Here is a 25,558-nt window from a genome sequence, read left to right on the forward strand (position 1 = left end):
AGCGGCGAACGGTGCGCCGACCGCTCACCCGTCCGGCGGCCGCAGACGGCCGGGTGGGCGGGGCGGCGCCCAGACTGGCAGGCACAGGCGGCTGCGGAGGAGGGTCCACGATGGCGCAGGGCCGACCCGCCGCGGAGACGGCACAGCTGCAGGCGCTGCTGCGCGGGCGGGACTTCCGGCGGCTGCTGCTCCTCTCCGCGGTGGTGGGCGTGCCCGTGTCGCTGATCGCCTTCGGGTTCGTCAGCCTGGAGCACGCGCTGCAGCACGGGGTGTGGGAGTGGCTTCCGCACCGGCTGGGCTGGTCCGGTCCGCCCTGGTGGTGGCCGCTGCCCGCGCTGCTGCTGGGCGGGGTCCTGGTGGCGCTCGTCGTCAGCCGCCTGCCCGGGCGCGGCGGCCATACCCCGGCCCATGGCCTGGGCATGGCGGCGACCGAGCCCGTGGCGCTGCCCGGGATCTTCCTGGCCGCGCTGGCGAGCCTGCCGCTCGGCGCGGTCCTCGGCCCGGAGGCACCGCTGATGGCGCTCGGCAGCGGGCTGGCCCTGCTGGGCGTCGACCGGGTGCGCCCGGGTCTGCCCGCGCGGGCGCGCAACGTGCTCGGGGCCTCCGGTGCCGCGGCGGCGATCTCCGTCATCTTCGGCAATCCGCTGGTCGCGGGGGTGCTGCTGATCGAGGCGGCGGGCGTCGGCGGCCCGCAGCTGTCCATGCTGCTGCTGCCCTGCCTGCTGGCCAGCGGCGTCGGCGCGCTGGTCTTCACCGGCTTCGACCGGTGGTCCGGCTTCGGGATCGGGGCGCTGAACCTGCCGACCGTGCCGGCGGATCACCCGCCCGCCGTGGGCGACTTCCTGTGGGGCATCCCGCTCGCCGTCCTGATCGCCTGCTGCGTCGTGCCCTTGATGCGGCTGAGCGGGCGGCTGGCCGAGCTGGTGGAGCGGCGTACCGTCCCGCTGACCATCGCCTGCGCGACGGCGGTCGGCGGCTGCGCGGCCGTGTACGCGCTGGCCACCGGCCGGTCCTCGGAGGAGGCCGTGCTGTCCGGTCAGGCCACCCTCGCCCAGCTGGCCGCGACGCCGCACGCGTGGTCGGTCGCCGCGCTGCTGGCGCTGGTGATCCTCAAGGGGGTGGGGTGGTTCCTGTCCATGGGCAGTCTGCGGGGCGGCCCGATCTTTCCCGCGCTCTTCCTCGGTTCGGCGCTGGCCACCGTGCTGGTGGGGGTGCCCGGCTTCGGGCCCGCCCCGGCGCTGGCGGCGGGTCTGGCGGCCGGGGGCGCGGCCGTGCTGCGGCTGCCGCTCTCCGCGATCGTCCTGGCCACCCTGCTGCTCGGCAAGGACGCCGCGGACCAGCTGCCGCTGGTGATCGTCTGTGCCGTGACCGCCTTCGTCGTCGGCGAACTGCTGCGCGCGCCCTCGGCCGGCGCGCCCGAGGCCGCCCACTCCACGCCCCGGTAGGCCCGGCAGGCGCGGCAGGCCCGGCAGGCCCGGCAGGCGGCTCAGCGCCGCCAGCGCCGCTGCTCCGCCATGCGGCGCCGGATCACGAACAGGTCGACCACCGCGATGAGGGTGAACACGGCGCACAGCACGGACAGCCCGGTGTAGAACGCACGATCGGCGCTCGGCGCGGGGAGCACGTTCGCCGCGAGCAGCGCGAAGACGACGGTGCCGAGCAGGAAGAGCGGAGCGAAGATCCGGTTCAGCACGAGCCGGGCCGTAAGATCGCTGCTCGCCCAGCGCGGCTCGGTACCGGTATGCCGCCACCGTCGCGCGGCGGCCCGGGCCCGGCGGTCGGCCGCCACGGCCCGCCAGTAGTCGCCGAGGTGCTTGTGCCCATGCTGTGGCTGCGACACCTTTTCCTTCGTCCCTTGTGCGACGCCCGTGCGCGTCGATGCGGTTCCGTGCGACGGGGGCGTCACGCGTCCCCTACCCCGTTGCCGGCGGACCACGCGATCACCTGGGGATTCGGGGCCAGGGGCACCGGGCGGCCGATGCGCGTCGAGCACCGGTGCACCGACGGCACCGCGCTAGGCTCACTCGGATCATGCGGGGCTCGGATCACGGGGGGCTCGGGAAGGCCCGGAGGACCAGACGGCACGTTTCGAGCGCGAACGCCTCATCAGGGTGCTGACCTTCTGGCTGCGCCCGGCCTTCGCCCTGCGCGTCGCGAACCGGTTCCAGAAGATGGTGGGATTCGACCGCTCGATGGCGCTGGCCTCCAGCGGGCTCACCGCCCTGGTCCCGCTGGCGGTCCTGCTCGCCTCGGTCCTGGACCGGATCGGGCACGGCAGCGTGGCGGACCGGACCGTCAAGCGCTACGGGCTCACCGGCGGCGGCGCGGAGGCGGTCAGGTATCTCTTCTCCTTCCCGGTCAGTGCCGAGCCGGGCACCAGCGTGCTCGGTGTCCTGTTCCTCCTGATCTCCGCGCTGAGCTTCGCCCGGGCGGCTCAGCGGCTCTTCGAGACGGCCTGGGACCTCGCCCCGCTGAGCGTGCGCAACACCAAGAACGGGCTGCTGTGGACCCTATCCCTGGCGTTCTACCTGGTTGTCCTCGGCGGGCTGCACGCCTCGCTCGGCCGTGGTCGCCTGGAGCTGGTGGCAGCGGTGTGCCAGCTCCCGGTGACGGCGCTCTTCCTGCTGTGGAGCGGGCGACTGCTGTCCGCCAAGCGCATCGGCCGCCGCGACCTGACACCGTTCACCGTCATCGCGGCGGGCGCGACGTCGGCCTACTCCGTCGCCACCACGGTCTACCTGCCGCGCCTGTTCAGCTCCTACGCGACCCGGTACGGCCCCATCGGGGTGGTCTTCGCCATGCTCACGGAGCTGTTCGGCGTGATGTTCGTCCTCGCGGGTTCCTGCGCCACCGGCCGTGAGGTGCGCGACGAACTCGACCGGATCCACCGTGGCCTGCGCCCTGCGGACGACGAGGTCCGCCGTCAGTGGGCCGAGCTTCTCCACCGGATGCGAGAGGGCTGGCAGACGGCGCGAGCGGACCGTTTCCGCCGCCCCGACCCCGGTGACGGGCGGCGGTCCTGAAACACGGCCCGACGCCGGCGGCCGTCCCGGATCCCGCCGTGGGCTGCCCGGCCGCGCCCCGGTTCACGAGGCCACCTCGTCCGTGGCGGGCGCCGGGGTGACCGTGCCGGTCCACGCGGCGTTGACGTTGGCCGACGTGACGGCGGCGTGGCGGGATACGGCGTAGAACGCGGCCGAGGCCAGCAGCAGCACCATGAAGATCACCACCACTCCGGTGGTCCCGCCGATCCCGTGCGCGGCCCAGTAGGCCACCGCGCCGACCAGCGCCGCGGCCGGCAGGGTGAGCAGCCAGGCCACCACCATCCGGCGGGCGACGTACCAGCGGACCAGGCCGTCCTTCTTGGCCACGCCCGCGCCCAGGATCGAGCCGGTCGCCACGTGGGTGGTGGAGAGCGAGTAGCCGAAGTCGGTGGAGGAGAGGATCACGGCTGCGGAGGCCGACTCGCTGGCCATGCCCTGCTGCGGCTCGATCTCGACCAGCCCCTTGCCCAGCGTCCGGATGACCCGCCAGCCGCCGATGTAGGTGCCGAGCGCGATCGCCGCCGCGCAGGAGGCGATCACCCAGTCCGGTGCCTTCGCGCCGCTGTGCAGGGTCCCGTTGGCGATCAGCGCCAGGGTGATGACACCCATGGTCTTCTGCGCGTCGTTGGTGCCGTGGGCGAGCGAGACCATCGAGGCCGAGCCGACCTGACCGATCCGGAAACCGTGCCCGCGTCGGCGCTCGGGCACCTCACGGGTCAGCCGGTAGACCAGCCAGGTGCCGAGCGCGGCGACCGCGCCCGCGATGAAGGGCGACAGCGCGGCGGGCACGATCACCTTGGAGACCAGGCCCTGCCACTTGACGGCCGAGGTGCCGGCCGCCGCCATCGTGGCCCCGACGACGCCGCCGATCAGCGCGTGCGAGGAGCTGGAGGGGATCCCCAGGTACCAGGTGGCCAGGTTCCACAGGATGCTGCCGGTCAGGCCGGCGAAGACGACGGTCAGGGTCACGTCGTGACTGTCGACCAGACCGCTGGCGATGGTCGCCGCCACGGCGGTGGACAGGAACGCGCCGACCAGGTTCAGCACCGCCGAGATGGCGACCGCGATGCGCGGGGGGAGGGCTCCGGTGACGATCGAGGTCGCCATGGCGTTGCCGGTGTCGTGGAATCCGTTGGTGAAGTCGAAGCCCAGCGCGGTGACGACCACCAACGCCAGGACCGCGTCGTTGCCGGTCACGGAGACGAACCTAGCCTGTCGGCCGGGCGGCCCGGGTCCGCGACACCCGCTCTCCGGTGCCCTGCCGGGCCACCACGGCGATCATCCCGCCCGGCCCCGCGACCGTCACACCTGACGGCTGCGGGGGCGGGCAGGAGCGGGGCTCAGCGCAGTCCGGCGAAGAGGTCGTTCTCGGGCACGGCCGCGCCGGTGGTGTCGTGGACCCGGACGAAGGTCTCCACCCCCATCAGCTCGGTGAACCTCTCCTTGCCCATCCGCAGGAAGAAGATGTTCTCGCCCTGGCTGGCGTGGGCGAGCAGCGCGTCGAACTTCTGACCGCCGAACGCGGTGGTGTCCACCCAGGTGGTGATCTCCTCGTCCGGCAGCCCGATCTCGGGCATCGCGGCGGCCTCCGCCGGGTCCGGCTCCTCCCAGTCGGCGCCGAACTCGCGCATGATCTCCCCGAAGCGCGCCATCATCGAGCGCGGCGCCGTCGTCCAGTACACCTTGGGCGCCATCTCGGTCCGCGACAGCGCCGCCATCGTGATCCGGTTCGCCTGGATGTGGTCAGGGTGTCCGTAGAACCCGTTCTCGTCATAGGTGACCACCACATCGGGCTGGTAGCGCAGCATCAACTCGCCCAGGCGGGCGGCGGCCTCGTCCACCGGCGTGCTCCAGAACGATCCGGGCGCGTCATTGGCCGGCCAGCCCATCATCCCGGAGTCGGCATAGCCGAGCATCTCCAGGTGACTGACCTTCAGGACCTCGCAGCTCGCTTCGAGTTCCGTACGACGCGCCGCGGCGACGGCCGCCGGGTCATGCCCGGGGTCGCCCGGCTTGGCACCTCCCGGACCGTCACCGCAACCGCCGTCGGTACAGGTGACGAGGACCGTGCGAAAGCCCTCCGCCGCATAGCGCGCGAGGACACCCCCCGTTCCGGTGGCCTCGTCGTCCGGGTGGGCGTGCACTGCCATCAGCGTCAAGGGCCGGTCGGTCATGAAAACCATCCTTCAGTAGGTCGGGTACCCGGCCCCAGTCTGCGGCACCGCGGCAGCCGACCGCCCACGAATATCGGGTACCGGGGGGCGCGGGGCCCCACCGCGGGCATCATCGGCTGCTGCTCCGGCACCGGCACCCGCCGGGGGCTCTTGGGAGGAGCCCGGCGGGCGCACCCGTGCCCCGCGTCGAGGCCGAGCCGGTTCAGGACGGCCGGCCGCGGCCGGTGAGGAGGTCCCGTGCGCGGTCGACCAGGCAGGTACCCGCGGCCAGGAGCTTCCAGTCGGGAGCGCCGGGGTGCGGGCGGGTGGGCGCGAGTGCCTTCGCCGTACGGACCAAGTCGCCCAGCTCGTCCAGACGTTCGGCCGAGCAGGCCTGGGCCAGGGCGGGCAGGAGGTTCCGCTCCGTGTCCTCGATGTGGGCCGTGAGCTCGGCGGCGATCACGCCGACCAGGTCGTCGAACCCGGTATCGGCCGGATCGGCGTCCTCCAGCTCCTTGAGCAGCCGCTCGATCCGCTCGTGGTCGGCGACTCCCCGGTCAGCGAGCGTGTCTCCCCCCGCCACGTCCTCGCGCAGCGCCGGGTAGAGGAACTGTTCCTCGGCCACCGAGTGGCGGACCAGCTCGATGGTGAACTCGTCCGCCGCCTCGCGCCGTCGCCCGTCGCCGGGGGCGAGGGCCCGCAGCGCCTCGAAGAGCCGCACCGCCGTCCGGTGATCCTCCGTCAGCTCCTCGACCACATCGGCCGTGTACTCCATGTCGGCTCCTGTTCCTCGGTTGGCCGGGTCAGTCTCCCAGCGGTGTGTTCGCCGGGTCGGGCGGCTCACCGGTGGGCGACCGGGACGCCGTGTCGTCTCCCCGCTCCCGGCCCGTCCATGCCACGCCCGCCCACCGGGACTCACACCGGCGGCCTCACCGGCAGTAGGGCACTCGAACTGTCGGCCCTGGTCACAGCCAGGTCAGCAGCGCGTAGCCGGCGGCTGCGGCGGACAGGCCGACCGCCAGGCTGCCCACGGCGTTGAGGCCGGCCTCGGCGAGGGAGCCGTCCTCCAGCAGCCGGACGGTCTCGAAGGTGAAGGTGCTGAACGTGGTGAGCGCCCCGCAGATGCCGGTGCCCAGGAGCAGCATGGCGTCGCTGGGCAGGCCGTGGGCGTGGGTGGCGCCGGTGAGGGCTCCGAGCACGAAGGCGCCGGAGACGTTGATGAGGAAGGTCCCCCAGGGGAAGACACTGTCGTGGCGGGACTGGACGGTCTTGTCGATGAGGTAGCGCAGGGGTGCGCCGAGGACGCCGCCGAGGAACACCATCAGCACGGCCATCAGTTCTTGCCTTCCTGGTCGGCTGCGTCGGTGTCGGCCCGGTTGACGTCGGTCCGGTCGGCGTCGGTCCGGTCGGCGTCGGTCCGGTCGATGTCGAGCGGGCCGACACGGTGGGTGACGACCTCGACAGGGTCGAGGGTGATGAGGCCCTGGGTGAGGATCTCCTCGGCCTGCGGCAGGAAGGCGCGGATCCGCACTTCCTCGTCGATGATCACGACGGCGACCGGCAGGTCCTCGGCGAGGTCGAGCAGGCGGGTGGTGTGGATCAGGGAGGTGCCGCCGAAGCCCTCGATGCCCCGGAAGACGCTCGCGCCGGCCAGCCCGGCGCGGTGCGCCCGGTGGACGATCTCGGTGTAGACGGGGTGGTGCCGGTACTGGTCGCTCTCGCCCAGGTAGACGGTCATGCGCAGCACCGGCCCGCTCAGCGGCGGGCGTGCCCGGTGGGCCGGGGCGGGCTCCTGCGGCGCGTGGTGGCGGTGGATCAGCGGGCTCATCGCGGGCCTCCCTCGCTGGTGCCGGCCATCTCGCTCCCGCCGGCCGGACCGGTCCGGCCGGCGCGGCGGGCAGTGGCGGTGGCGGTGTGACCGGCCTGGGAGCGGCGGCGCGGACCGCGCCGCACCGGCAGGCGCCCGAGGCGGCGGGCGGCGGCGATGCCCGTCCACACCGCGGCCAGTCCGGCGACCAGGCTGGTGAGTGCGTAGGCGTCGGCGACGGAGAAGTGGCCGGTGGCGAGCAGGCCGCGCAGCTCGACGGTGTAAGTGGAGAAGGTGGTGTACCCGCCGAGGATGCCGACGCCCAGGAACGGGCGGGCGAACCGGTTGGGCGGCCAGATCTCCAGGACGAAGACCATGAGGACGCCGAGCAGCAGGCTGCCGGAGACGTTGATGGTGAACGTGGCCCAGGGGAAGGTGCCCGCCGCGGTGGGCCAGGCCTGGGCGAGCTCGTAGCGGGCCACGCTGCCGAGCCCGCCGCCCAGCGCGATCACCGCGAGCACGTCCCACTGGCGGGGCCGCGGTGCGCGCTCCGGCTCGGCGGACGGGGGCGTCGCGGTGTCGGGGTCGACGGGCAGGCCGTCGGCGGGCCGGGACCCGCTCGTGGTGGGCGGGCGCTCGCCGCGCATGCCAACTCCTCGGAGTGTGTCGGGAAGGTGCCGGCCCGCACCGCCGCGCGCCCGGGCGGCGCCGCCGGCCGGTGGACGGCCGGGGGTACCGGGCGGGGTGGTGGCGTATCGGGGCATGGCTCTCCTACCTGGGATGCGCCCGCGCGTGTCGCGGACATCAGGTAGGGACCGTTGGCGACCGGTCCCGGCCGCGGTTACGGCGAGCCCCTCCGCCGTCGTTCCGCTCCAGGATATCCCGTGTCCGGCGAGCCGCCGCCACGGGGCCCGCCGGACATGGGGCCCGCCGGACACGGGATCGTCAGCCCGTCAGGGCCCGCGGTCAGGAGACGAGCGTCTGCTCGGGCAGTTCGGTCAGCGTCACGGTGCACAGACCGCCGCGTTCGCTGCGCACGTTCGTCACTTCGAGCTGCGTGCCCGGCAGGAGGATGAACTCCTCCTCGCCGGTGAACGCGGAGAAGTTCTGGATGCCCGTTGCCCGCAGCGGATGCACCTCGAAGAGCGTGCGCTTGCCGCGGCTGCCGAGGAAGGACCGGGCCACGGCAGGCTTGGACGTGCACGAGGAGACGCCCCACCAGGTCACCGTGCGTCCCAGTGGGTACTGCGCCCGCAGGTCCAGCGGCACCCCGCGCCACAACGGCTCCGTGCGGGCGGGCAGTTGCGAGACGGCCGCGAACAGCAGCCGCAGGTACGGGAGGTACGGGACGAGCCTGGTGCGGTCCGGGGAGCGCAGGATCGCGTTGATCTCCCGGTAGAACGCGGACTCGCAGGTGTAGAGGTAGAGGGCGGCGATCGCGTCGGCGGACAGGCCGCCGGCCACCTCGTCCGTCCGCCGCTTGCCGAACTCGTGCGACAGCTCGACGTACCGGTCCAAGCCGGACAGCAGCCCGGCGACCGGGGTCACGGCGTCGCGGAAGTCCATCAGCGGGGTGTCGAACACGCCGGTGACGGCGGGCAGGACGAGGCCCTCGTCCTTCACCCCGGCGAGCCGGTCGAGGTAGAGCTGGTGCAGCTCCATGGTGGAGGCGATGAACGCGCCCATGCGCTGCGCGGTGTCGCCGTCGGTGCCGCCCGGGCCCGCCACGGCGGTGTTCCAGCCGCTGCTGGGCAGCCAGTCGATCCCGTCGACGCCCAGCGAGGCGAGGGCGGCGTTCACCGTGGCGAAGTGGTCACCGTCGCAGAAGATGTCGCCCTGCGCGGCGGGGTTGGGGTGGTCGATGTGCCGGACGTCGACGTCGGGGTACTTCTTCTGGAGCCGCAGCACGACCTGCTTGAGGCTGCGGGCATGAGCCCCCCACCAGGCGAAGACCACGCCGCGGTCCTCCTCGGCGGCGTGCTGCTTGGACTTGAGGATCTCCTCGACGATCCGCTCGGCGACCGGCCGCCAGAACGCGGTGTGCCGCTCCGGTCCCATCGCCCCGTCGCCGCTGGCGGTGAGCGCCGCGTTCAGCAGCAGCACGCCCTGGGTCAGCATCGCCTGGAACCACTCCGGCGGCTGGACGGTGTCCTGCTTCTTCAACAGCGCGCGTATGTCGGCGATCGGGGTCTTCTTCGGGATGCCGTACTTCCACATCGCCGCCGCCTTGATGATGCAGCGGATGCTGACGACCCTGCCGAACTGGCTGTCCTTCCAGTCGTGGAAGGTGTTGTCGAACATGGCGATGCCCGTGGCGCTCTCCGGCCGCGGGTACGGGTTCTGCCCGAAGACGACGACCCGCCACTTGTGCGGCGCGTGGGGCTTGAGCGCCTGGAAGGTCAGTTCGCGCACCGGCACGACCTCCGGGCCGCGTCCCGGACCGATGAACGCGGCGGCGTCGGGCTGCGCCTCGATGACCGGCTTCAGCAGCGCAAGCCACGGCTCACCGCCGCCCTGGAAGAGGTCCGCGAGCGCCAGCGGGTCGTTCTGGTCGGGCTGGGCGGGGGTGCCGGCATCGCTCATGGTGGCGGGACTCCGAATCATCGCATCGTGCTGACGGCTGGCTGATCGGCGTAGCGGTCGCCGCTGTGGGACGGGCGACTGACGATCGATCACAGTGGTACCAACCGGCTGTGACAGTGCGGCGGCGGGTCAGGACCGGTGTCAGTGGGGCGCCGTAGCGTCGTGGGCGGTAGAGGGAGCGTCCTTCGATGGGAGCAGAACAGTGACCGTGAACCGCGTGCCGTCGCCGCTCAGGGTGGTCCTGACCGACATCAACACCCCGGTGGTGGAGGCCTGGCGGGCGGCGTTCGCCGACACCCCGGGGGTCGAGATCCGCCGGGGCTCGATCCTCGACGAGCAGGTCGACGCCTGGGTCAGCCCCACCAACTCCCGCGGCCGGATGGACGGTGGGGTCGACGCGGTGATCAAGCGGCACCTCGGAGCGGGCATCCAGCTGCGCGTGCAGCGCGCGATCCGCGACCGGTTCGCGGGCCGGCTCCCGGTGGGCAGCGCGGTCTGCGTTCCGTCCGGCGCCGACAACCCGAAGTTCCTGATCTCGGCCCCGACCATGGCGCAGTCCGCGCAGAACGTGAGCGAGACCCTGAACGTCGCGCTGGCCTGCGCCGCCGCGTTCCAGGCGATCCACCTGCGCAACAAGGAGGCGCCGGGCAGCATCGGGTCGGTGGCGCTGGTCGGCATGGGCGCCCGCACCGGCGGCGTACCGGCGCGGGTGTGCGCCAATCTGATGTGGACGGGCCACACGCTGTTCAACGACTACTGCTTCGAGGACTACGACGAGCTGCGCGGCACGATCACCGCACAGCTCGACGACATCGAGAAGGCCCCGGTCACGCAGCGGGTACGCATCGCGCCGCCCACCGGGCGCGCCGCGCGCCGCTGAGCACGCCGGCCCCTCGGGCCTGCCCGGCCTACCCGGCCTGTCCTGCCGGTCCTGCCGGGCGGCGCGCTCAGCGGTGCAGTCGCGGGACCAGGCGCAGGACGGTGTTGAGCACCGAGTCGACGCCGTCCTGCGCCGGGGCCGTGGTGGCCTGGCTGAAGAGGCGGGTGAGCAGATCGACGGTGGTGGGGCTGGTCATGATGCGGCGGCTGAGCAACGGGCGGTAGCCGACACGGCTGAACACCTGGGCGGCGACGGCGTTGCCGAGCCGGTAGTAGCGGCCCCAGCGGTGATCGAGCTCGGCCGGGTAGTGCCGCAGCGCCTGTTCGCGGCGCGGGCCCGGCGGCCGGGTCAGGGCGAGGGCGACCGTCTCGGCCGCCACCTCGGCGGCCTCCATGGCCTGGGCGATGCCCTCGCCGTTCCAGGGGCTGATCATGCCCGCGCTGTCGCCGAGCACCAGCAGGCCCTGCCGGTACTGGGGGCGTCGGTTCAGGCCCATCGGCAGGGCGGCGCTGCGCGGCGGGTCCTCCGCGTGCCGCTCGTCGAGCTCCCAGTGGGCGGGCAGCTGGTCGACCCACTCGCGCAGGGTGGCCCGCAGGTCGGTGGCGCCGTGGCGGCGGTGGGGCACGCCGCCGAGACCGACGTTCACCCGGCCGTCGGCCAGCGGGAAGACCCAGCCGTAGCCGGGCAGGTCGTGTCCGGTGCCGGCGCACCGCACATCGGCCCAGAGCTGCAGGTACTCGTCGTCCGCGAGGGCCTGGTTGCGGTAGTAGCGGCGCACGGCGGTCGCCATGGGGCTGCGCGGGTCGCGCTGCCAGCCCAGGGCGAGGGCGGTGCGGGCGGAGGCACCGTCGGCGGCGATGACCAGCGGCGCGCGGAAGTCGGCGGTGCCACCGTCGGCGGTCACGGCGGTGACTCCGGTGATCCGGCCGGTGGCGTCGGTGAGCGGGGTGGTGACCTTGGTCCCGGTGTGCAGCCGGGCGCCGGCGGCCTGGGCGTGCCCGGCGAGCAGATGGTCGAAGTCGTGGCGGGTGCGGGTGAGGCCGAAGTCGGGGTACCCGCCGAGCGCGGGCCAGTCGACGTCGAGCTGCCGGCCCGAGCAGTGCAGGCGCATGCCGCGTGAGCGACGCCAGCCCGGGGCGGTCACGTCGATCCCCAGGCGCAGGAGCTGCTGAACGCCGCGCGGGGTCAGGCCGTCGCCACAGACCTTGTCCCGGGGGAAGACGTCCTTCTCCAGCAGCAGGACGTCGACCCCCGCCCGGGCCAGGTGTGCCGCCGCGGCGGAGCCGGCGGGGCCGGCTCCGATCACGACGACCTGCGCGTCCTGTCGGTCGGCCATCGCCACTCCTCCCGGGGTTCTCCAGACGTCTTCCCTACCGACTACCCCCGTACAGGGCGGACGACTCACGCGGCACCGGTTGTCGACCGGCCTTCCGGTTCAGGGCTCCAGTCGTAGCCGCAGGTCGTCGAGGTAACCGTCGTAGGCGGCGGCGACGTCCGCCAGATCGATCATCGGTGGGAGGTCGATGAGGGGCTGGTGGTCGAGCAGGAACGCAGCGCTCTCACGCACCACGCGCGGCTCGGCGTCGTCACCGGCACCCAGCTCCGTCATGACGTCGGAGGTGGCCCGGAACCGGGACTCGGCCGTCTGCCCGCCGCTGACGACAGCGACGAGGTACTCGTGGTCACCCAGCGACTCGACCCGCAACTCCACGGGGAAATCAGGCATACCGGCACTGTACGCGGCAGGCGGCAGGCCACGGCTGCGGCCACGCCGCCGACCGCACACGCGTCACGCGACCGGACGGCGGCGAGATCGGCGGCATACCTGTGACTTGATCATGCGGATAGCGTCGAGCTCGCCGGGGAAAATTCGGTAGTCCTGGGCCCACTGGTCCGGCGAGAATGATCCGATGATCGCTATGGCGCCCCAGGGGCCGGTCGAGGTTCCACGGATCGTCACCGCGTTCGCGGCGGGGCGGCCGGTGCAGGTCGTGTGGGAGAACGAACTTGGCGGACTGACCTTTCAGGTCGGCCTGGAGCCACGGCAGTTCGTGAAGTGGACGCCGTCCGCCAGCGGTATCGATCTCTCGGCCGAGGTGGTACGCCTGCGCTGGGCCGCGAGGTTCACCGTCGTCCCGCGGGTGCTCGACGAGGGCGCGGACGAGACGGGGTCCTGGATCGTCACGGACGGCGTGCCCGGACGCATGGCGGTGGACGACCGCTGGAAGCGCGATCCCGGCACCGCGGTGCGCGCGATCGGCGCCGGGCTGCGTGCCCTGCACACCGCGCTGCCCGTCACGCAGTGCCCGTTCGACTGGTCGGCCGAACAGCGGCTGGCGGCGGCGCGGTCACGGGCGGCGGCAGGCCGGACCGACCCGGCGCACTGGCATCAGGAGTTCCAGCGCATCGGTACCGTCGCGCACGCGCTCGACGTGCTCGCCGACATCCCGCCGGTCGACGAGTTGGTCGTCTGCCATGGCGACGCCTGTGCTCCCAACACCCTGGTCGGCGACGACGGCACGTGCACCGGGCACGTCGACCTCGGCGCGCTCGGGGTCGCCGACCGGTGGGCCGACCTCGCCATCGCCACCTGGAGCACCCAGTGGAACTACGGTCCGGGCTGGGAGGAACCACTGCTGGAGGCCTACGGGGTCGATCCGGACCCGGAGCGGATCAGGTACTACCGGCTGCTGTGGGACCTGTCGGACTGAGGCCGAGGACTGGGGGCTGGGGACTGGGGGCTGGGGACTGGGGGCTGGGGGCTGGCGGCTCCCCACGAGAGTCGAGGCACGAGCGAGCAGCCGGGCACGAGCAAGGAGCAGGGGATGACCGAGGGTCAGGGGACGGCCGAGGAGCAGGGGACGGCCGAGGAGCAGGGGACGGCCGCCGACGGCACGAGCAGGTTCCGGGCGGGCCGGACGGGGCTCATCGTCAGGATCCCGGAGGCCGAGCCGGTCGTCCGCAACTGGCGCGAGCGGTTCGATCCGTCGGCCCGGGCAGGGGTTCCGGCCCACGTCACGGTGCTCTTCCCGTTTCTCGACGAGAGCCGCATCGACGCGCGGGTCAGTTCGGCTCTCGCCGACCTGCTCGGCCGGCATCACGCCTTCGATCTGCGCTTCGAGGGCTGCGACCGGTTTCCGGGGGTGCTGTATCTCGTTCCCGGACCGGACCGGCAGCTGCGGCAACTCACCGAGGCGATCGCCGACCGGTGGCCCGAAGCCCCTCCCTACGAGGGCCAGTTCACCGAGGTGGTGCCCCATCTGACCATCGCCGACGGCCAGGCCGAGGCCGTCCTGGACGGGATCGAGGCCGACGTTCGCGGCAGGCTCCCCGTCACGTCCCGGGTGGCCTCGGTCGATCTCTTGGTGCACGACGGCGCGAGGTGGCAGCAGCGGGCGTCGTTCGCACTGCGCGGGTGAAGATGTCGGAAACCCCGCCTACCGGGGCACGGTGGCTCCGGTCTCGGCTGCCGTGGACGAGGTGCTGCGGGTGGTCTCGCTGACCATCCCTCGCCGCACCACGCTGAGCGGACCGAGCCCGGAGAGCGCCTCGATCACCTCCTCCGGCCCCGGGGACCGCACCGCGTGCCCGGACGGCGGGAGCAAGGTCAAGGTCGCGGCCGGGGCCAGGACTTCGGGTACCAGGTCACCGAGCTCGCCCAGGTGCAGCCGCCGGCCGGGTGGGTACCAGGCGGACCCGCCGGCGGCGCCGTGCGGGAGCACCAGCGTCAGATCGCTCTCGGCCATGGCCGCGCGCACGGCGGCGCGGGTGTCGCTGGCCGCGTAGCACCACTGGTCGGGGTGCTGGCCCCGCAGCCGCGGGAACCGCGCACGCAGGACGGCCAGGATGGCAGCGATCTCCTCGGTGGCCGAGCAGGGCAGCTGGGCGAAGGAGAGCCGGTCCGGGTCGGGCACCGTGATGTGGTGGGCCGCCGCCACGGTGCGGACGGCCAGCACGAGTCCGGCCGCGCCGACGGGTGACAGCGGGCCGGTGGCCGTCCCACCGGCGCCGGTCCCGAGCAGCAGCACGGTGTCGCCCCGGGCGAGGAACCCGTGCACCGTCCGCCAGGTCGCGGTGGCGTGCGGGCAGGGAGCGGCGGGTTCGGCGGCGCTCGGCCGCGCGGCCGCGGACTGCGTGGGCCAGGCGGGGCCAGGGCCGGCCGCCCAGGGGCCGCCGGCACCGGGATCGCCGACACCGGGCTCGCGGGCACCGGGCTCGCCCCCGCAGGGGCCGCTCGTGCACGGGCCGCTCGTGCACGGGCCGCTCGTGCACGGGCCGCTCGTGCGGGCGCCGCCGGATACCGGCAGGAACAGGCGCCGGGTGCGCAGTGCGGCGGACCAGGCGCGCACGGCCGACGCCCCGATCTCCAGCAGCCCGGGCGCGGCGTGCACGGCGATGCCCACGGCCCGCCCGGCGTGATCGGCGTGCCCGGCGTGATCGCTCTCGTCGAGGTAGCTGATGGTGAACACCCGGCCACAGCCGACCGGTTGGTCCACGGCACCGGCGCCGCCAAGGTCCGGGGCGTACCCGGTGAGCCGCACGCCCGATGAGCGGCGGCGCAGCCACGCGGCCACCAACGGTGCCGCCGGGCAGCTCACCCGCCCACGCCGAGGGTGTCGGAAGGCGGTGAGCACCGCGAGGCCGCCCGCGAGGGGTGGCCGCACCGCGAACTCCTCCGTCAGCCGGGTCTTGTTCATGGCGGCCAACCTAGGAGGCGGCCCCGCCCGCCGGTGGTCGACGCGCGGTTGGGAACGATCATGATCAGCCGCCCGGCCGGTCCGACGGGCAACGCCCCGGTGCCGACAGGCAACGTCCTGGTGCTGCCGGGCAACGTCCTGGTGCTGCCGGGCAACGTCTTTGACGGTTCAACAGGTTCGGATCCGGAAGATGTTCCACCGGTGGCTCCCGGTGCGGCGCAATGGAGCCGGGCCCGGCCGCGTCGGCGGCCCGGGATACGACTCCCCCGGAGAGCGCCATGAGCAGCCACGTCCATCCCGACCTCGCCGAGATCCTGGTGACCGCCTTCCAGGTCCCCACCGAGGAAATACGACCCACGGCCACCCTGGAGGAGCTGGGGCTGGACTCCCTGGCCGTCATCGAGCTGGCCGACATCCTGGCCGAGCGGCTCGCCGTCCAGGTCGCCGAGGGCGAGCTGGCGGCGGGCAGCTCACTGGCCGCGGTGTCCGAGCTCCTGGGCGACCGGACCGGTGCCCGGTGAGCTCCGGCAGCGGACGGGCGGCGGCGGCCGTCGCGGTCACCGGAGTGGGCGCGGTCAGCGCGGCCGGCCTGGGCGCGGAGACCTGCTGGGCCCGGGTCTGCGCGGCGCTCCCGACCGCCCGGGCGGACCCGCTCCTGGCGGGCTCGGGTGCCCGGGTCTCCTGCCGGGTGCCCGCGTTCGACGCCACCGCCCTGCTCGGCGCGAGTGTGGCGCGGCGCACCGGCCCGTTCATCCAGTACGCGCTGGTGGCGGCGGGCGAGGCGCTCCGCCAGGCCGGGCTGGACCCGGTCGACTGGGACGGCGCGCGGGTCGCCGTGGTCACCGGCTCGGCCTTCGGCGGCGCCCCCTCCTGGGCCGAGCAGGCGCGGCGGCTGGCGGCCGGCGGCCGGGTCGCCCCGCTGGCCGTGCCGATGTTCATGACCAACATGGCCGCCGGCTACCTCTCGCTGGCGCTGAACGCGCGCGGCCCCAGCCTCGCGGTCGGCACCGCCTGTGCCTCCGGCGCCAGCGCCATCGGGCTGGCCGCCGGCCTGCTGCGCGACGGCAGCTGCGACCTGGCGCTGGCCGGCGGCAGCGAGGCCGCCGTCGACCGCCTCACCGCGGCCGCGTTCGCCCGGATCGACGCGCTCGCCACCCGGGCCACCGACCCGGCCACCACGTGCCGCCCCTTCGACCGGGCGCGGGACGGCTTCGTGCTCGCCGAGGGCGCGGCGATGCTGGTGCTGGAGCGGGCCACCGACGCCCGGGCCCGCGGCGCCCGGGTGCTGGCCGAACTCGCGGGCTATGCCGCCTCGGCGGACGCCCACCACCCCACCAGCCCCGACCCCGCGGGCCGGGGCCTGGAGGCGGCGCTGCGCGGGGCGCTGGCCGCCGCCGGTGCCGGCCCCGGGGAGGTGGACCACGTCAACGCGCACGCGACCGGGACACCGCTCGGTGATCTGGCCGAGGCCCGGACGCTGCACCGGCTCTTCGGTCCGGATCTTCCGGTCACCGCCGCCAAGGGCGCACTCGGGCACACCCTCGGTGCGGCGGGCGCGCTGGAGGCCGTGCTGACCGTGCTGTCGATCGATCGCGGGCTCGTGCCGCCCACCGCCAACCTGACCGACCCGGACCCCGCCGTCGAACTCCAGGTGGTGCGCGGCGTACCGCTGCGGCGCCGGAGCGGCCTGGCGCTGTCCACGTCGGCGGGCTTCGGCGGGCAGAACGCGGTGCTCGCCTTCGCCGCGCCATGACCGGCGGCGAGCGCCGCACGGTGCTGCTCTTCCCCGGGATCGGCTCGGTCGTCCCGGGGAGCCTGGGCGACTGCGCCGACCCGCGGGCGGCCCGCGCCCTGCTGGAGCGGGCCGCCGCGCCGCTGCCGGCCGCTGCCGCGGACGCCTTGGCGGAGCTGCTGCTGGCGGGTCGGGCGCCACGGGACGGCCGGGCCTCACGGGACGGTCGCACGGCGCCGGAGGATCGGATGCCACGGGACGGTCGGGCCTCACCAGGTGATCGAACGCCGCCGGCCGAGAGCGAGCTGATCGACCAACTCGCCTGCTACGTCCAGGCACTGGCCTGGTACCGGCTCACCCCGTGGCCGCCCGGCACGCTGCTGCTGGGCCACAGTCTGGGCGAGCTGGCCGCCTTCGCCGCGGCCGGGGTGTTCGAGCCCGCCGACGGCGTGCGGCTGCTCCTCGCCTGCGACCGGGCCCGGCGGGAGACCGGTGCGGGGCCGGGCCGGCTGCTGGTGCTGCGGCTGCCCGCCGATCGGGCCGCCGCGCTGCTGGCCGACAGCCGCTTGCCGGGGCTGGCCGTGGCCTGCGACAACGGCCCTGAGCAGACCGTGGTCAGCGGGCCGCCGGAGAGCATCGAGGCGCTGGGCGCACGCGCCGCCGCAGCCGGTGTGCGCGCGACCCGGCTGGCCACCCGCACACTGTTCCACAACCCCGCACTGCGTCCGGCCGCGCGCCGGGTCCGGGAGCTGACCGCGCACCTGGTCCACCGTCCCGCCGAGCGGCCGGTGCTGTGCATGCTGACGGGTCGTCGGTACCGTTCAGCCGCCGACTTCCGGGCCGGGGCGACCCACCACCTGAGCGAGCCGGTGCCGTTCCGGCGCAGGATCGAGCAGCTGCGGGCCGTGGGCGCGGTGGAGCTGACAGAGCTGGGCCCACGGCAGCTGCTGAGCCGGCTGGCCCGGCAGGACCAGGGCTCGCGGGCGGGGGCGAACCCTGGTGCGGCGAAACTCGGTTGACGGCGAGCGGATGCCCGGGCGTGAGCCGTTCGGGCGGCTCCTCAGCCCTCCCGCTCCGGTACCGCGCCGAACGGCGGGGCCGGCTTGGGGATCCCGGCCAGGCCGCCGTCGGGGACGGACAGGCCGCCGTCCAGCAGCAGGGCGTGGCCGGTGAGGTAGCCGGCGGCGGGTGAGAGCAGGAAGAGCGCCGCGGCGGCGACCTCGGCGGGCTCGGCCCAGCGGCCGAGCGGCACATGGGCGAGCAGCCAGTCGTTGAGCGGGCCCTCGGCGTGCGCGAAGGAGGTCAGGTCGGTACGGGTCCAGCCCGGGCAGAGCGCGTTCACCCGGATGCCCTGCCGGGCCCAGCCGGCGGCCAGGCTGCGGGCGAGCGAGATCTGCGCCGCCTTGGTCGCGGCGTAGGCCTCCAGCAGTGGCGCACCGATCACCCCCGCGACCGAGGACATCAGCAGCAGGCTGCCGCCGCCGGCCGCCGCCAGGTGGCGGTGCGCCTGTCGGCACACCGCGGCCGTGGCGTTCAGGTTGACCGCGACCACCTCCTGCCAGGCCGCTTCGGGCAGCAGCTGCAGTGGGAGCAGCAAGGGGGACCCGTCGGCCGCGGTCGGCAGGATGCCCGCGTTGTGCACCACGCCGTCCAGGCCGCCGAGCAGCGCCGCGGCCGTGTCGACCACCTCGGCGGCGCGGCTGGGTTCGGCCAGGTCGCCGGGGGCGAGCACGGGCGCCGGCCCGAGCGCGCCGATCCGGTCGGCGCTCTCCTTGAGGGCCTCGGCGGTGCGCGCGCTCAGCGCGAGGTGGGCGCCGGCCTCGGCCAGCGCGAACGCGACCGCGCGGCCGATGCCCCGGGAGGCGCCGGTCACCAGGATCCGGGCGCCGTCGAGGCGGAAGCTGTCGAGAGTCGTCATGGGGCGCTCCTCGGGTTGGGGTCGGGCTGGGGCGTACGGTCAGGGCCGGGCGCAAGGTCGGGGGCGGGGGTGAGGGTGAGGGGATCGGGCCGGTCGGCGTGGGACGGGGCGCCGGTCCAGGTCAGCAGCGAGCTGCCCCAGGTCAGGCCGGCGCCGAAGACGCAGAGCAGGATCAGCGAGCCGGTCCGCAGCCGCCCCTCGGCGGCCGCCGTGGCCAGGGCGAACGGCGCGCTGGCGGCACCGATGTTGCCGGTGCGGTCACCGGTGACGACCAGCCGGTCGGGCGGGATGCCGATCTTCTCCCCCAGCCGCCGCAGCAGGACCGGGTTGGGCTGGTGGGCCACCACCGCGTCGATCTGATCGAGCATCAGATGATGGCGGGTCAGCTCGTCCTCGACCAGCGCCGGGAAGACCTCGGTGATGAAGTCGCGCACCGCCCGGCCGTCCATGTGGATCCGATGGCCGCCGTCGGCCAGGCTCGTGGCGTCGGCCGGGCGTCGGCTGCCGCCCGCCGGGATCAGCACATGGTGCGCGCCCGTGCCGTCCGATCCCAGCCGGAAGCCGTGGAAGCCGCCGCCCGGCGGCACCGGGCCGAGGATCGCCGCGGCGGCGCCGTCGGCGAACAGGACGGCGGTGCCGCGGTCGGCCGGATCGACGAACTTCGAGTACGCCTCCACCCCCACCACGGCCGCGTACCCGCTGCCGGGGTCGCCGCGCAGCCAGTCGTGGGCCACTCTGGCGGCGAACAGCCAGCCCGAGCAGGCCGCGCCGACATCCAGCGCGCAGGCTCGGGTGGCGCCGGTCCTGGCCTGCACCCGGCAGGCGGTGGCCGGGCCGAGCTCGTCGGGGGTGGAGCCGGCGCAGACCAGCAGGTCCAGCTCGGCCGGGGCGATCCCGGCGGCGTCACAGGCGGCGCGCACCGCCTCGGCGGCCAGGTCGGAGGCCGCCTGGCCGGGCGGCGCCGTGTGGCGCCGCAGCACTCCGGTGCGTTCCCGGATCCAGTCCGCGGTGACCCCGGCGGCCCGGGCCACCTGCTCGTTGGTGCGCACCAGCGGTGGCAGGTGGGTGCCCATGCCGAGGATCCCGATGGACCGGTCGCCTCCCGCGCTCATCGCTCCTCCCCGATCACGGGCCAGGACAGTGCCGCGGCGAGGCCGGCGGCGTAGTCGGGGTCGGCCAGCGGGCTGGCGGAGTTCGCGAGGTCGGGGTCCAGGTACTCGACCAGGAAGGGTAGTTGGGGCGCGAGCTCCTCGACGAGGCCGTCCTCGGCCTCGGCCAGGGCGCGGGCTCGCGCCGCGTCCAGCAGTCCGACGGACAGCAGGGCCTCGGTGGACCGGCGGGCCTGCCGCACGCCGTACAGGGCGGCCACCGTGGCATGCAGGGTCGGGTCGAGGACGGGCGCGGACGTCGGTGCGGCACCCGGTCCTTCGGTCGGCCCTGATGATCCCACCGATCCCACTGGTCCCGCCGGTCCTGCGGAGTCCTCGACGGCTCGGGCGGCCAGGTGCAGGGCGGCGGCCCAGCCCAGGGCCTGGGCCCGGTCCAGCAGCGGGTTCCACAGTGCGAGGTCGCGGCGGCCTGCCTCCCGGGCAGCCGCCAGGTCGCGGCGCAGCCGCTCGGTCAGGCGATACCGCAGGGCGGCGGCGGTGCCGGGCCACCAGGCGGGATCGAGCGGATCGGCCGCCGGGGCGGGCGGAGGCGTCTCCGGTGGGCTCTCGGCCAGCGCCCGGCCGGTGTCCAGCAGAATCAACGTGTTGTCGCCGCCGGCGTGTTCGAAGGCGCGGGCCAGACCAAGGTAGCCGGCCAGCAGGTTGCGATCCATGAATCCGGCGAGACCGCAACGATGTTGACAGTCCGTCACAATGCTTGCCGCACCCCGGGTCGCGAACACCTTGTGCAGGGCCAGGGTCTGGTCGACGGCCGCCCAGGGGGCGAAGGCCGGGTCGCCCTCGCCACTGGCGTCGGTGGCAGCGGCGGTGGCGTGGCCGAGCGCCGGCGCGACCCCGCAGCGCAGCGCGAAGGCCTCGGCAAGGGCACCGGTCACCGCACGCAGCTGGGGCCGGTGCCCGAGCACCGGCCGCCCGGCGGCGAAGGCGCCGTGCGAGCGGCGATGGGCGCTGAACTGCCAGGTGAGGGCGGCCGATCGGGCGGCGACGGCGGCCATCGCGGAGGGCAGGGTGGCCCACAGCAGCCGGCCCACGTCGAGCGTGCGGCGCAGCCGGGCGCCCGGGGAGCCGAGCGGGTCGTGCAGCACACCGTCCGGGCCGATGACGGCGCCGTCGGCCAGCCAGCGCGCCATGTCCAGCCGCAGGCCGGTGAACCGCACCGCGGCGTACGGCAGCGGCAACGCGCCGACGGAGAGCGGGCTGGAGATCAGGACCCCGGGGACCGGGCGGCCGTGCGGGTCGGTGATGTCGACCAGGAAGGAGAAGACGCCGCAGTCCCGGCCGCCGGCCACCAGCCGGGCGCAGACGACCGCCTTCTGCGGCAGCCCACCGGCGGCCACACTGGAGAACTTGGCCGCTCGCTCGTCCGGGGTGTCCAGCCGGAAGGTGCCGCTCGCCGGGTCGTGGTCGGCCGTGGTGCGGATATTCAAGTGGCTCCCGGCATCGCCGAGTTCGGTGACCATGAAGGAGCCTTTCGCCCAGGCCCGGGCCAGCTCCCCGGCGGGATCGGCGGCGGGCGTACCCAGCCGGGCCACCGATCCCGCGCACAGGATGTAGTGCGAGAGGAAGGTCTGGTAGAGCGATGGGTCGGCCAGTGCGGTCAACGCACTGACACTGGCGAGCAGTTCGGGATTGCCCGCGACCTCCGGGGCCGGCGGGAGCACCGCGGCCAGCCGGCGCAGCCCCAGGTGGGCGGAGGTGTCGAGGGCCAGCGGGTCCGTGCCGGTCACGGCGCCCGGCCCGGCGGGGCGGACGGCCTCGGTCAGCAGGCGGTCCCATCGGTCGGTGGCGGGACGGGCGGGTGCGACGGGACGGCGGCGGCGCGGCACCGGCCCTGGCGGCTGGATCATCCGTGCTCCTCATGGGGTCGGCCCGCGGGCACGGGCGGGTCGGGTCGGCGGGCGGCGTCACCGACCGGGGTCAGGGCACGGGCCGCGGGTTCGATGTGCAGTACGGCCCGCGCCAGCGCCTGCCCGGTGCCCATCTCCACCACCAGGTCGCCCGGCCGGACGGCGGCACGCACCAGGGGCGGCAGGAGGGCGGGTCGCACCAGGCAGTCGGCCAGTCCGCGCGGGAGTTCGGCCGCGGCGTGGTAGGCCCGCCCGGCGACCGCCGAGTGGACCGGGAGCGCCGGCGGCCGGTGCGGCAGGCCGGCGGCGAACCGCTCGAAGGCGTCGGCCTGGCGCCATAGCGCGGGGTGGTGGGCGATGAACGGCAGTTGGAGCCGGGTGGCCGACAGACCGGCGGACCGGGCCGCGGCCTCGAAGGCGGCGAGCGGCCCGGGCGGCGCGGAAACCACCGTCTCCTCAGGATGGTTGACGCATGCGACCACGATCTCCGGTGCGTGGTCCAGCAGTTCGGCCAGCTTGTCGGGCGCCGCCGCCAGCATCGTCAGCCCGCCGGGCGCGGTGTGCAGCAGCACCCCGAGCCGGGCCGCCAGCCGGGCGCCGTCGGGCACCGAGAAGCTGCCCGCGGCGGTCAGCGCGGGAATCTCGCCGAAGCTGACGGCGAGCAGCAGCGAGGGCACCGCGCCCTCGGCCAGCCGGGCCCGGTGAACGGCGAGGCTGATCCCGAAGAGGGCCAACTGGGCAGCTCCGGGGGCCTGTTCGGCGAGCCAGCGAGCGGGCGGCGGTTCCGCGCCGAGCAGCCTGGTGCGCAGCGGGGGCAGCTCCAGCTCCCGCGCCACCGGATCGATGCGGGTGAACACCTCCGCCAAGGAATCGCGCAGCCCGGGCAGCCGGTCGGCCGCCCGCCACGCCGCGGACAGCGACAAGTCGCCCTGTCCGCCGAAGGCATGCACGATCCGTGGGGGTGCGAGTGACTGGTTCACCGTGGGTGCCCTTTCCGTGCCGCGTGCTGCGTGCCGGGTACTGCGGGCCGCGTGCCGCGTGCTGCGGGCCGCGTGCCGGCGACCGACCGGCGCCTTCCATGGAACGCGGTCCGGCCGTCCGGTGGCAGCCGCCGGGGCGCCGACTGTGTTGAGCGCCGCGCGGCGTTGCACGGCCCGGCCGCGCACCGGACGGCGTGTCCGCTGTGACGCCGGATCACCTGGCGGACCGGTGTGGCGGCCACCGCGGCGCGTGCGGTGATCGGCGCCGGGATCCGCGCTCCGGCGCGCCCCCGGACCACGCGGCTGAGCCGGGAGTTCACGGGCCTGCGGGCCGTACGGGCACCGCTACGATGCGCTCGCCGGGCTCAGCCGCTCGGACCCACTCCCTGGCCACCGGGGCCGCCCTGCCGCCGGGCCGCCGCTTGCCGCTCGCCGCTCGCCCGCCGCCGCGAGGAGGAACGCCATGACCGCCACCGCACGCACACCCAACCCGCATCTGCGGGCCCTGCTCCAGGAGGTCGGCTGGAGCGGGGAGCGCCTGGCCCGGGCGGTCAACCGGGCCGGTCTGGTCGACGGCCACCGGTACACCTACGACCGCACGGCCGTGGCCCACTGGCTCCAGGGATCACGCCCGGCGCCGCCCGTCCCCCAGCTCGTCGCCGAGGTGCTCTCCCGGGCCCTCGGGCGCCCGGTGCCCGTCGAGCAGACCGGGCTCGGACGGGACGGCGCACCGCCCGCGCCGGCCGCGCCCGACGGCCCGGGGGCGGCGGCCCTCGTCACGCTGGCCCGCTGCGAGGCCGACCCCGGCGCCCTGGTCTACACCCTGACGCACCATCAGCCTCCGGATCCCGGGGAGACCGGGGAGAGCGGAGAGACCGGGGAGAGCGGGGAGAGCGGGGAGCCGGCGGTCGACGCGCCGGGCAGGAGCGCCGAACCGCCGCCCCGGATCGGCACCGCCCACCTGCGTGCGGCCCAGGACCTGCTGCGTTCGGCGCTGGCCGGTGAGCAGTTGGCCGGCGCGGCGTTCTACCGCCGCACCGTGGCCGGCTTCCTGGCCACCGCGATGGCCGACTGGCTGCGGGCCGCCGCGCCGCCCGGGGTGCGCCACGAACTGCTCTGCTGCGCCTCGGAGTTGTCCTACCTCACCGGCTTCGCCTACTTCGACGCCCAACGCCAGGGCGCCGCCCAGGGCTACTACCGGGCAGCCGCCTCGCTCGCGGCGCAGGCCGCCGACCCGCGCCGGCACAGCCTGGCGCTGCGGGCCCTGAGCGTGCAGGCGCACTATCTGGGCCACCCGCGCCACGCCCGCGACCTGGCCGAGGCCGCGGCCGCGCAGCTGGACCGGCTGCCCGCCCGGCAGGCCGCCTTCGTCCTCGGGCAGCAGGCCCTCGGTGCCGCCGGCTGCCGGGACCGGACCGCGGCCTTCGCCCTGCTGACCCGGGCACACCGCCTGCTGGACCGCGCCGGCGAGCCGGAGCCGGGGATCGGCGGCTACCACTGGGCGTCCTACGCGCACCAGGAGGCGGAGGTGCTCGCCGCGCTGGGCGACGACGAGGGAGCGCTGCGCGCGCTCGCGCTGTCGGCGCGTGAGCGCCCCGCCGGGGAGCACCTGGCCAGGGCGGTCACCACGGTGCGGGCAGCCCGGCTCCATCTCTCCCACGGCCACCTGGACCGGGCCTGCGCCGTGTTGTCCCGGCTGCTGGACGAGCAGCCGCTGGTGGCCTCGGAGCGGCTGAGCACCGCCCTGGCCGCCGTGTGCACGGCGCTGCGCCGTCACACGGGCAGCGCCGGGGTGCGGGCCCTGCTGGCCCGGCTCGACCCTCCGCCCCCGGCCGACCCCGCCCACCCCGGGCGCACCGCCGTGCCGGCGCCGGCCTGGCGCTGAGCCCGTGCGGTGCGGCGGGGCGCGGTTCCGGCGACCGGCCCCGGGTGTGTCGGCCCGGTCAGCCGAACTGGCCGGGCTGGTAGTCGCCGGCGGGCTGCTGGATCATGACGTTCCCCCGGTTGAAGGCGTTGATCAGGGCGATCGTGCACACCAGGGCCGCGAGCTGGTCCTCGTCGAAGTACTTGGCGGCGTTCGCCCAGGCCTCGTCCGTGACCCCACCTGCCGCGTCGGCGATGCGGGTGCCCTGCTCCGCCAACTCCAGGGCAGCGCGCTCGGCGTCGGTGAACACCGTCGCCTCCCGCCAGGCCGCGACCATGCTCAGCCGCGTCCAGGTCTCCCCCGCGTGCGCGGCGTCCTTGGTGTGCATGTCGACGCAGAAGCCGCAGCCGTTGATCTGGCTGGCACGCAGCTTCACCAGCTCCTGCGTCGCGGCCGGCAGCGTCGAGTCGGCGAGCACCCTGCTCGCCGCCACGAGGTGCCTCCCGAACTTGGCCGTGACCTGGTTCTCGAAGACGTTCAAGCGGGCATTCATCGTGCGCTCCCGTGTCGTTGCCGTTTGCTTGTGCCCCTTGGACAGACCAGCTCGGCCGACTGTGACACGCCCGAGTGTGACGCCGGTCTCACCAGCCGGCCGTCCCCCTGTCGGTCCTCGGGTCCTGGGGTGCCTTCGCCGATCCGGCCACCCTGGTGGCTGCGGCCGGCGCGAACAGCGTCGACGCCGGCCGGCGGATGAGCTGGGCCCAGCCGTTCACGAACGAGGACGCGAAGGACCCCCACGACGCCGAAGGCAGACTCGGCTGCGGGGTGGCCGACGCCCAGGAGACCCGTACCACCCGCGACGCCATGACGGTGACGCGATGACG

26 protein-coding genes are annotated in these 25,558 nt (G+C 74.8%); 10 read left to right on the forward strand and 16 right to left on the reverse strand.

Going from position 1 to position 25,558, the window contains the following annotated elements:
- Positions 1 to 110: 110 nt before the first annotated feature.
- Positions 111 to 1,445: a chloride channel protein gene (locus tag ACFZB9_RS18860; protein ID WP_391448467.1), complete on the forward strand. Its 1,335-nt coding sequence runs from the start codon at positions 111 to 113 to the stop codon at positions 1,443 to 1,445.
- A gap of 41 nt (positions 1,446 to 1,486) precedes the next feature.
- On the opposite strand, the gene ACFZB9_RS18865 is transcribed toward ACFZB9_RS18860, so the two are convergent.
- Complete coding sequence (locus tag ACFZB9_RS18865) at positions 1,487 to 1,840, reverse strand: hypothetical protein (protein WP_391448468.1); 354 nt, start codon at positions 1,838 to 1,840, stop codon at positions 1,487 to 1,489.
- Positions 1,841 to 2,111: 271 nt separating this feature from the next.
- Between ACFZB9_RS18865 and ACFZB9_RS18870 the strand changes: the two genes are divergently transcribed.
- Positions 2,112 to 3,023: a hypothetical protein gene (locus tag ACFZB9_RS18870; protein WP_391448469.1), complete on the forward strand. Its 912-nt coding sequence runs from the start codon at positions 2,112 to 2,114 to the stop codon at positions 3,021 to 3,023.
- Positions 3,024 to 3,086: 63 nt separating this feature from the next.
- Here ACFZB9_RS18870 and ACFZB9_RS18875 read toward each other — a convergent pair whose 3' ends face one another.
- The 7 genes from ACFZB9_RS18875 to ACFZB9_RS18905 all read right to left on the reverse strand — a co-directional run bounded on the left by ACFZB9_RS18875 (position 3,087) and on the right by ACFZB9_RS18905 (position 9,587).
- Positions 3,087 to 4,241: an anion permease gene (locus tag ACFZB9_RS18875; RefSeq protein ID WP_391448471.1), complete on the reverse strand. Its 1,155-nt coding sequence runs from the start codon at positions 4,239 to 4,241 to the stop codon at positions 3,087 to 3,089.
- A 143-nt stretch (positions 4,242 to 4,384) separates the two neighbouring features.
- Complete coding sequence (locus ACFZB9_RS18880; protein WP_391448473.1) at positions 4,385 to 5,218, reverse strand: PIG-L family deacetylase; 834 nt, start codon at positions 5,216 to 5,218, stop codon at positions 4,385 to 4,387.
- 202 nt (positions 5,219 to 5,420) lie between these two features.
- Positions 5,421 to 5,972, reverse strand: coding sequence for a hemerythrin domain-containing protein (locus ACFZB9_RS18885; protein ID WP_391448474.1), 552 nt, complete (start codon positions 5,970 to 5,972; stop codon positions 5,421 to 5,423).
- 190 nt (positions 5,973 to 6,162) lie between these two features.
- A complete protein-coding gene (gene crcB / locus ACFZB9_RS18890) occupies positions 6,163 to 6,531 on the reverse strand; it encodes a fluoride efflux transporter CrcB (protein ID WP_391448476.1) in 369 nt (122 codons plus the stop codon).
- Positions 6,531 to 6,935: a DUF190 domain-containing protein gene (locus ACFZB9_RS18895; RefSeq protein ID WP_391448586.1), complete on the reverse strand. Its 405-nt coding sequence runs from the start codon at positions 6,933 to 6,935 to the stop codon at positions 6,531 to 6,533. Before ACFZB9_RS18895 ends, crcB begins: the two co-directional genes overlap by 1 nt.
- A gap of 86 nt (positions 6,936 to 7,021) precedes the next feature.
- On the reverse strand, positions 7,022 to 7,651 hold the full coding sequence (locus tag ACFZB9_RS18900; RefSeq protein ID WP_391448478.1) for a fluoride efflux transporter FluC: 630 nt from the start codon (positions 7,649 to 7,651) through the stop codon (positions 7,022 to 7,024).
- 319 nt (positions 7,652 to 7,970) lie between these two features.
- Positions 7,971 to 9,587, reverse strand: coding sequence for an ADP-ribosyltransferase domain-containing protein (locus ACFZB9_RS18905; RefSeq protein WP_391448480.1), 1,617 nt, complete (start codon positions 9,585 to 9,587; stop codon positions 7,971 to 7,973).
- A 202-nt stretch (positions 9,588 to 9,789) separates the two neighbouring features.
- On the opposite strand from ACFZB9_RS18905, the gene ACFZB9_RS18910 reads away from it, so the two are divergent.
- On the forward strand, positions 9,790 to 10,467 hold the full coding sequence (locus ACFZB9_RS18910; protein WP_391448482.1) for a macro domain-containing protein: 678 nt from the start codon (positions 9,790 to 9,792) through the stop codon (positions 10,465 to 10,467).
- A gap of 67 nt (positions 10,468 to 10,534) precedes the next feature.
- On the opposite strand, the gene ACFZB9_RS18915 is transcribed toward ACFZB9_RS18910, so the two are convergent.
- Both ACFZB9_RS18915 and ACFZB9_RS18920 read right to left on the reverse strand, forming a co-directional pair.
- On the reverse strand, positions 10,535 to 11,803 hold the full coding sequence (locus ACFZB9_RS18915; RefSeq protein ID WP_391448484.1) for a geranylgeranyl reductase family protein: 1,269 nt from the start codon (positions 11,801 to 11,803) through the stop codon (positions 10,535 to 10,537).
- 99 nt (positions 11,804 to 11,902) lie between these two features.
- Positions 11,903 to 12,193 (reverse strand): hypothetical protein, encoded by a 291-nt coding sequence (locus ACFZB9_RS18920; protein ID WP_391448486.1) that lies wholly within the window; start codon positions 12,191 to 12,193, stop codon positions 11,903 to 11,905.
- A gap of 184 nt (positions 12,194 to 12,377) precedes the next feature.
- On the opposite strand from ACFZB9_RS18920, the gene ACFZB9_RS18925 reads away from it, so the two are divergent.
- Complete coding sequence (locus tag ACFZB9_RS18925) at positions 12,378 to 13,178, forward strand: aminoglycoside 3'-phosphotransferase (RefSeq protein ID WP_391448487.1); 801 nt, start codon at positions 12,378 to 12,380, stop codon at positions 13,176 to 13,178.
- A gap of 114 nt (positions 13,179 to 13,292) precedes the next feature.
- Positions 13,293 to 13,886, forward strand: a complete 594-nt coding sequence (locus ACFZB9_RS18930) for a 2'-5' RNA ligase family protein (RefSeq protein ID WP_391448489.1) — start codon at positions 13,293 to 13,295, stop codon at positions 13,884 to 13,886.
- An 18-nt stretch (positions 13,887 to 13,904) separates the two neighbouring features.
- Here ACFZB9_RS18930 and ACFZB9_RS18935 read toward each other — a convergent pair whose 3' ends face one another.
- On the reverse strand, positions 13,905 to 15,164 hold the full coding sequence (locus tag ACFZB9_RS18935; protein WP_391448491.1) for a hypothetical protein: 1,260 nt from the start codon (positions 15,162 to 15,164) through the stop codon (positions 13,905 to 13,907).
- Between the two features lie 278 nt (positions 15,165 to 15,442).
- Between ACFZB9_RS18935 and ACFZB9_RS18940 the strand changes: the two genes are divergently transcribed.
- From ACFZB9_RS18940 to ACFZB9_RS18950, 3 genes are read left to right on the forward strand one after another with little or no spacing between them, the layout of a single operon-like run.
- On the forward strand, positions 15,443 to 15,685 hold the full coding sequence (locus tag ACFZB9_RS18940) for an acyl carrier protein (RefSeq protein WP_391448493.1): 243 nt from the start codon (positions 15,443 to 15,445) through the stop codon (positions 15,683 to 15,685).
- Positions 15,682 to 16,917, forward strand: coding sequence for a beta-ketoacyl-[acyl-carrier-protein] synthase family protein (locus ACFZB9_RS18945; RefSeq protein WP_391448495.1), 1,236 nt, complete (start codon positions 15,682 to 15,684; stop codon positions 16,915 to 16,917). Before ACFZB9_RS18940 ends, ACFZB9_RS18945 begins: the two co-directional genes overlap by 4 nt.
- A complete protein-coding gene (locus ACFZB9_RS18950) occupies positions 16,914 to 17,915 on the forward strand; it encodes an ACP S-malonyltransferase (protein ID WP_391448497.1) in 1,002 nt (333 codons plus the stop codon). The genes ACFZB9_RS18945 and ACFZB9_RS18950 overlap by 4 nt, the downstream gene beginning before the upstream one ends.
- 41 nt (positions 17,916 to 17,956) lie before the next feature.
- Here the strand turns inward: ACFZB9_RS18950 and ACFZB9_RS18955 are convergent, their stop codons facing one another.
- From ACFZB9_RS18955 to ACFZB9_RS18970, 4 genes are read right to left on the reverse strand one after another with little or no spacing between them, the layout of a single operon-like run.
- Positions 17,957 to 18,814, reverse strand: coding sequence for an SDR family NAD(P)-dependent oxidoreductase (locus ACFZB9_RS18955; RefSeq protein WP_391448499.1), 858 nt, complete (start codon positions 18,812 to 18,814; stop codon positions 17,957 to 17,959).
- Entirely contained in the window at positions 18,811 to 19,926 is a 1,116-nt protein-coding gene (locus ACFZB9_RS18960) for a beta-ketoacyl-ACP synthase 3 (protein WP_391448501.1), read from the reverse strand. The genes ACFZB9_RS18955 and ACFZB9_RS18960 overlap by 4 nt, the downstream gene beginning before the upstream one ends.
- Positions 19,923 to 21,830, reverse strand: a complete 1,908-nt coding sequence (locus ACFZB9_RS18965) for a hypothetical protein (protein ID WP_391448502.1) — start codon at positions 21,828 to 21,830, stop codon at positions 19,923 to 19,925. The genes ACFZB9_RS18960 and ACFZB9_RS18965 overlap by 4 nt, the downstream gene beginning before the upstream one ends.
- The gene (locus ACFZB9_RS18970; protein WP_391448504.1) at positions 21,827 to 22,810 is read right to left on the reverse strand and encodes an acyltransferase domain-containing protein; all 984 of its coding nucleotides are present in this window, start codon (positions 22,808 to 22,810) and stop codon (positions 21,827 to 21,829) included. The genes ACFZB9_RS18965 and ACFZB9_RS18970 overlap by 4 nt, the downstream gene beginning before the upstream one ends.
- 463 nt (positions 22,811 to 23,273) lie before the next feature.
- Here ACFZB9_RS18970 and ACFZB9_RS18975 point away from each other — a divergent pair, with 463 nt between their 5' ends.
- Entirely contained in the window at positions 23,274 to 24,695 is a 1,422-nt protein-coding gene (locus ACFZB9_RS18975; RefSeq protein WP_391448506.1) for a hypothetical protein, read from the forward strand.
- Between the two features lie 58 nt (positions 24,696 to 24,753).
- Here the strand turns inward: ACFZB9_RS18975 and ACFZB9_RS18980 are convergent, their stop codons facing one another.
- A complete protein-coding gene (locus ACFZB9_RS18980) occupies positions 24,754 to 25,227 on the reverse strand; it encodes a carboxymuconolactone decarboxylase family protein (RefSeq protein WP_391448508.1) in 474 nt (157 codons plus the stop codon).
- A gap of 155 nt (positions 25,228 to 25,382) precedes the next feature.
- Between ACFZB9_RS18980 and ACFZB9_RS18985 the strand changes: the two genes are divergently transcribed.
- Positions 25,383 to 25,556 (forward strand): hypothetical protein, encoded by a 174-nt coding sequence (locus ACFZB9_RS18985; protein WP_391448509.1) that lies wholly within the window; start codon positions 25,383 to 25,385, stop codon positions 25,554 to 25,556.
- Positions 25,557 to 25,558 lie beyond the last annotated feature (2 nt).

The organism is Kitasatospora sp. NPDC008050, assembly GCF_042957465.1.
In the GTDB taxonomy this organism is placed as follows: Bacteria; Actinomycetota; Actinomycetes; order Streptomycetales; family Streptomycetaceae; genus Kitasatospora.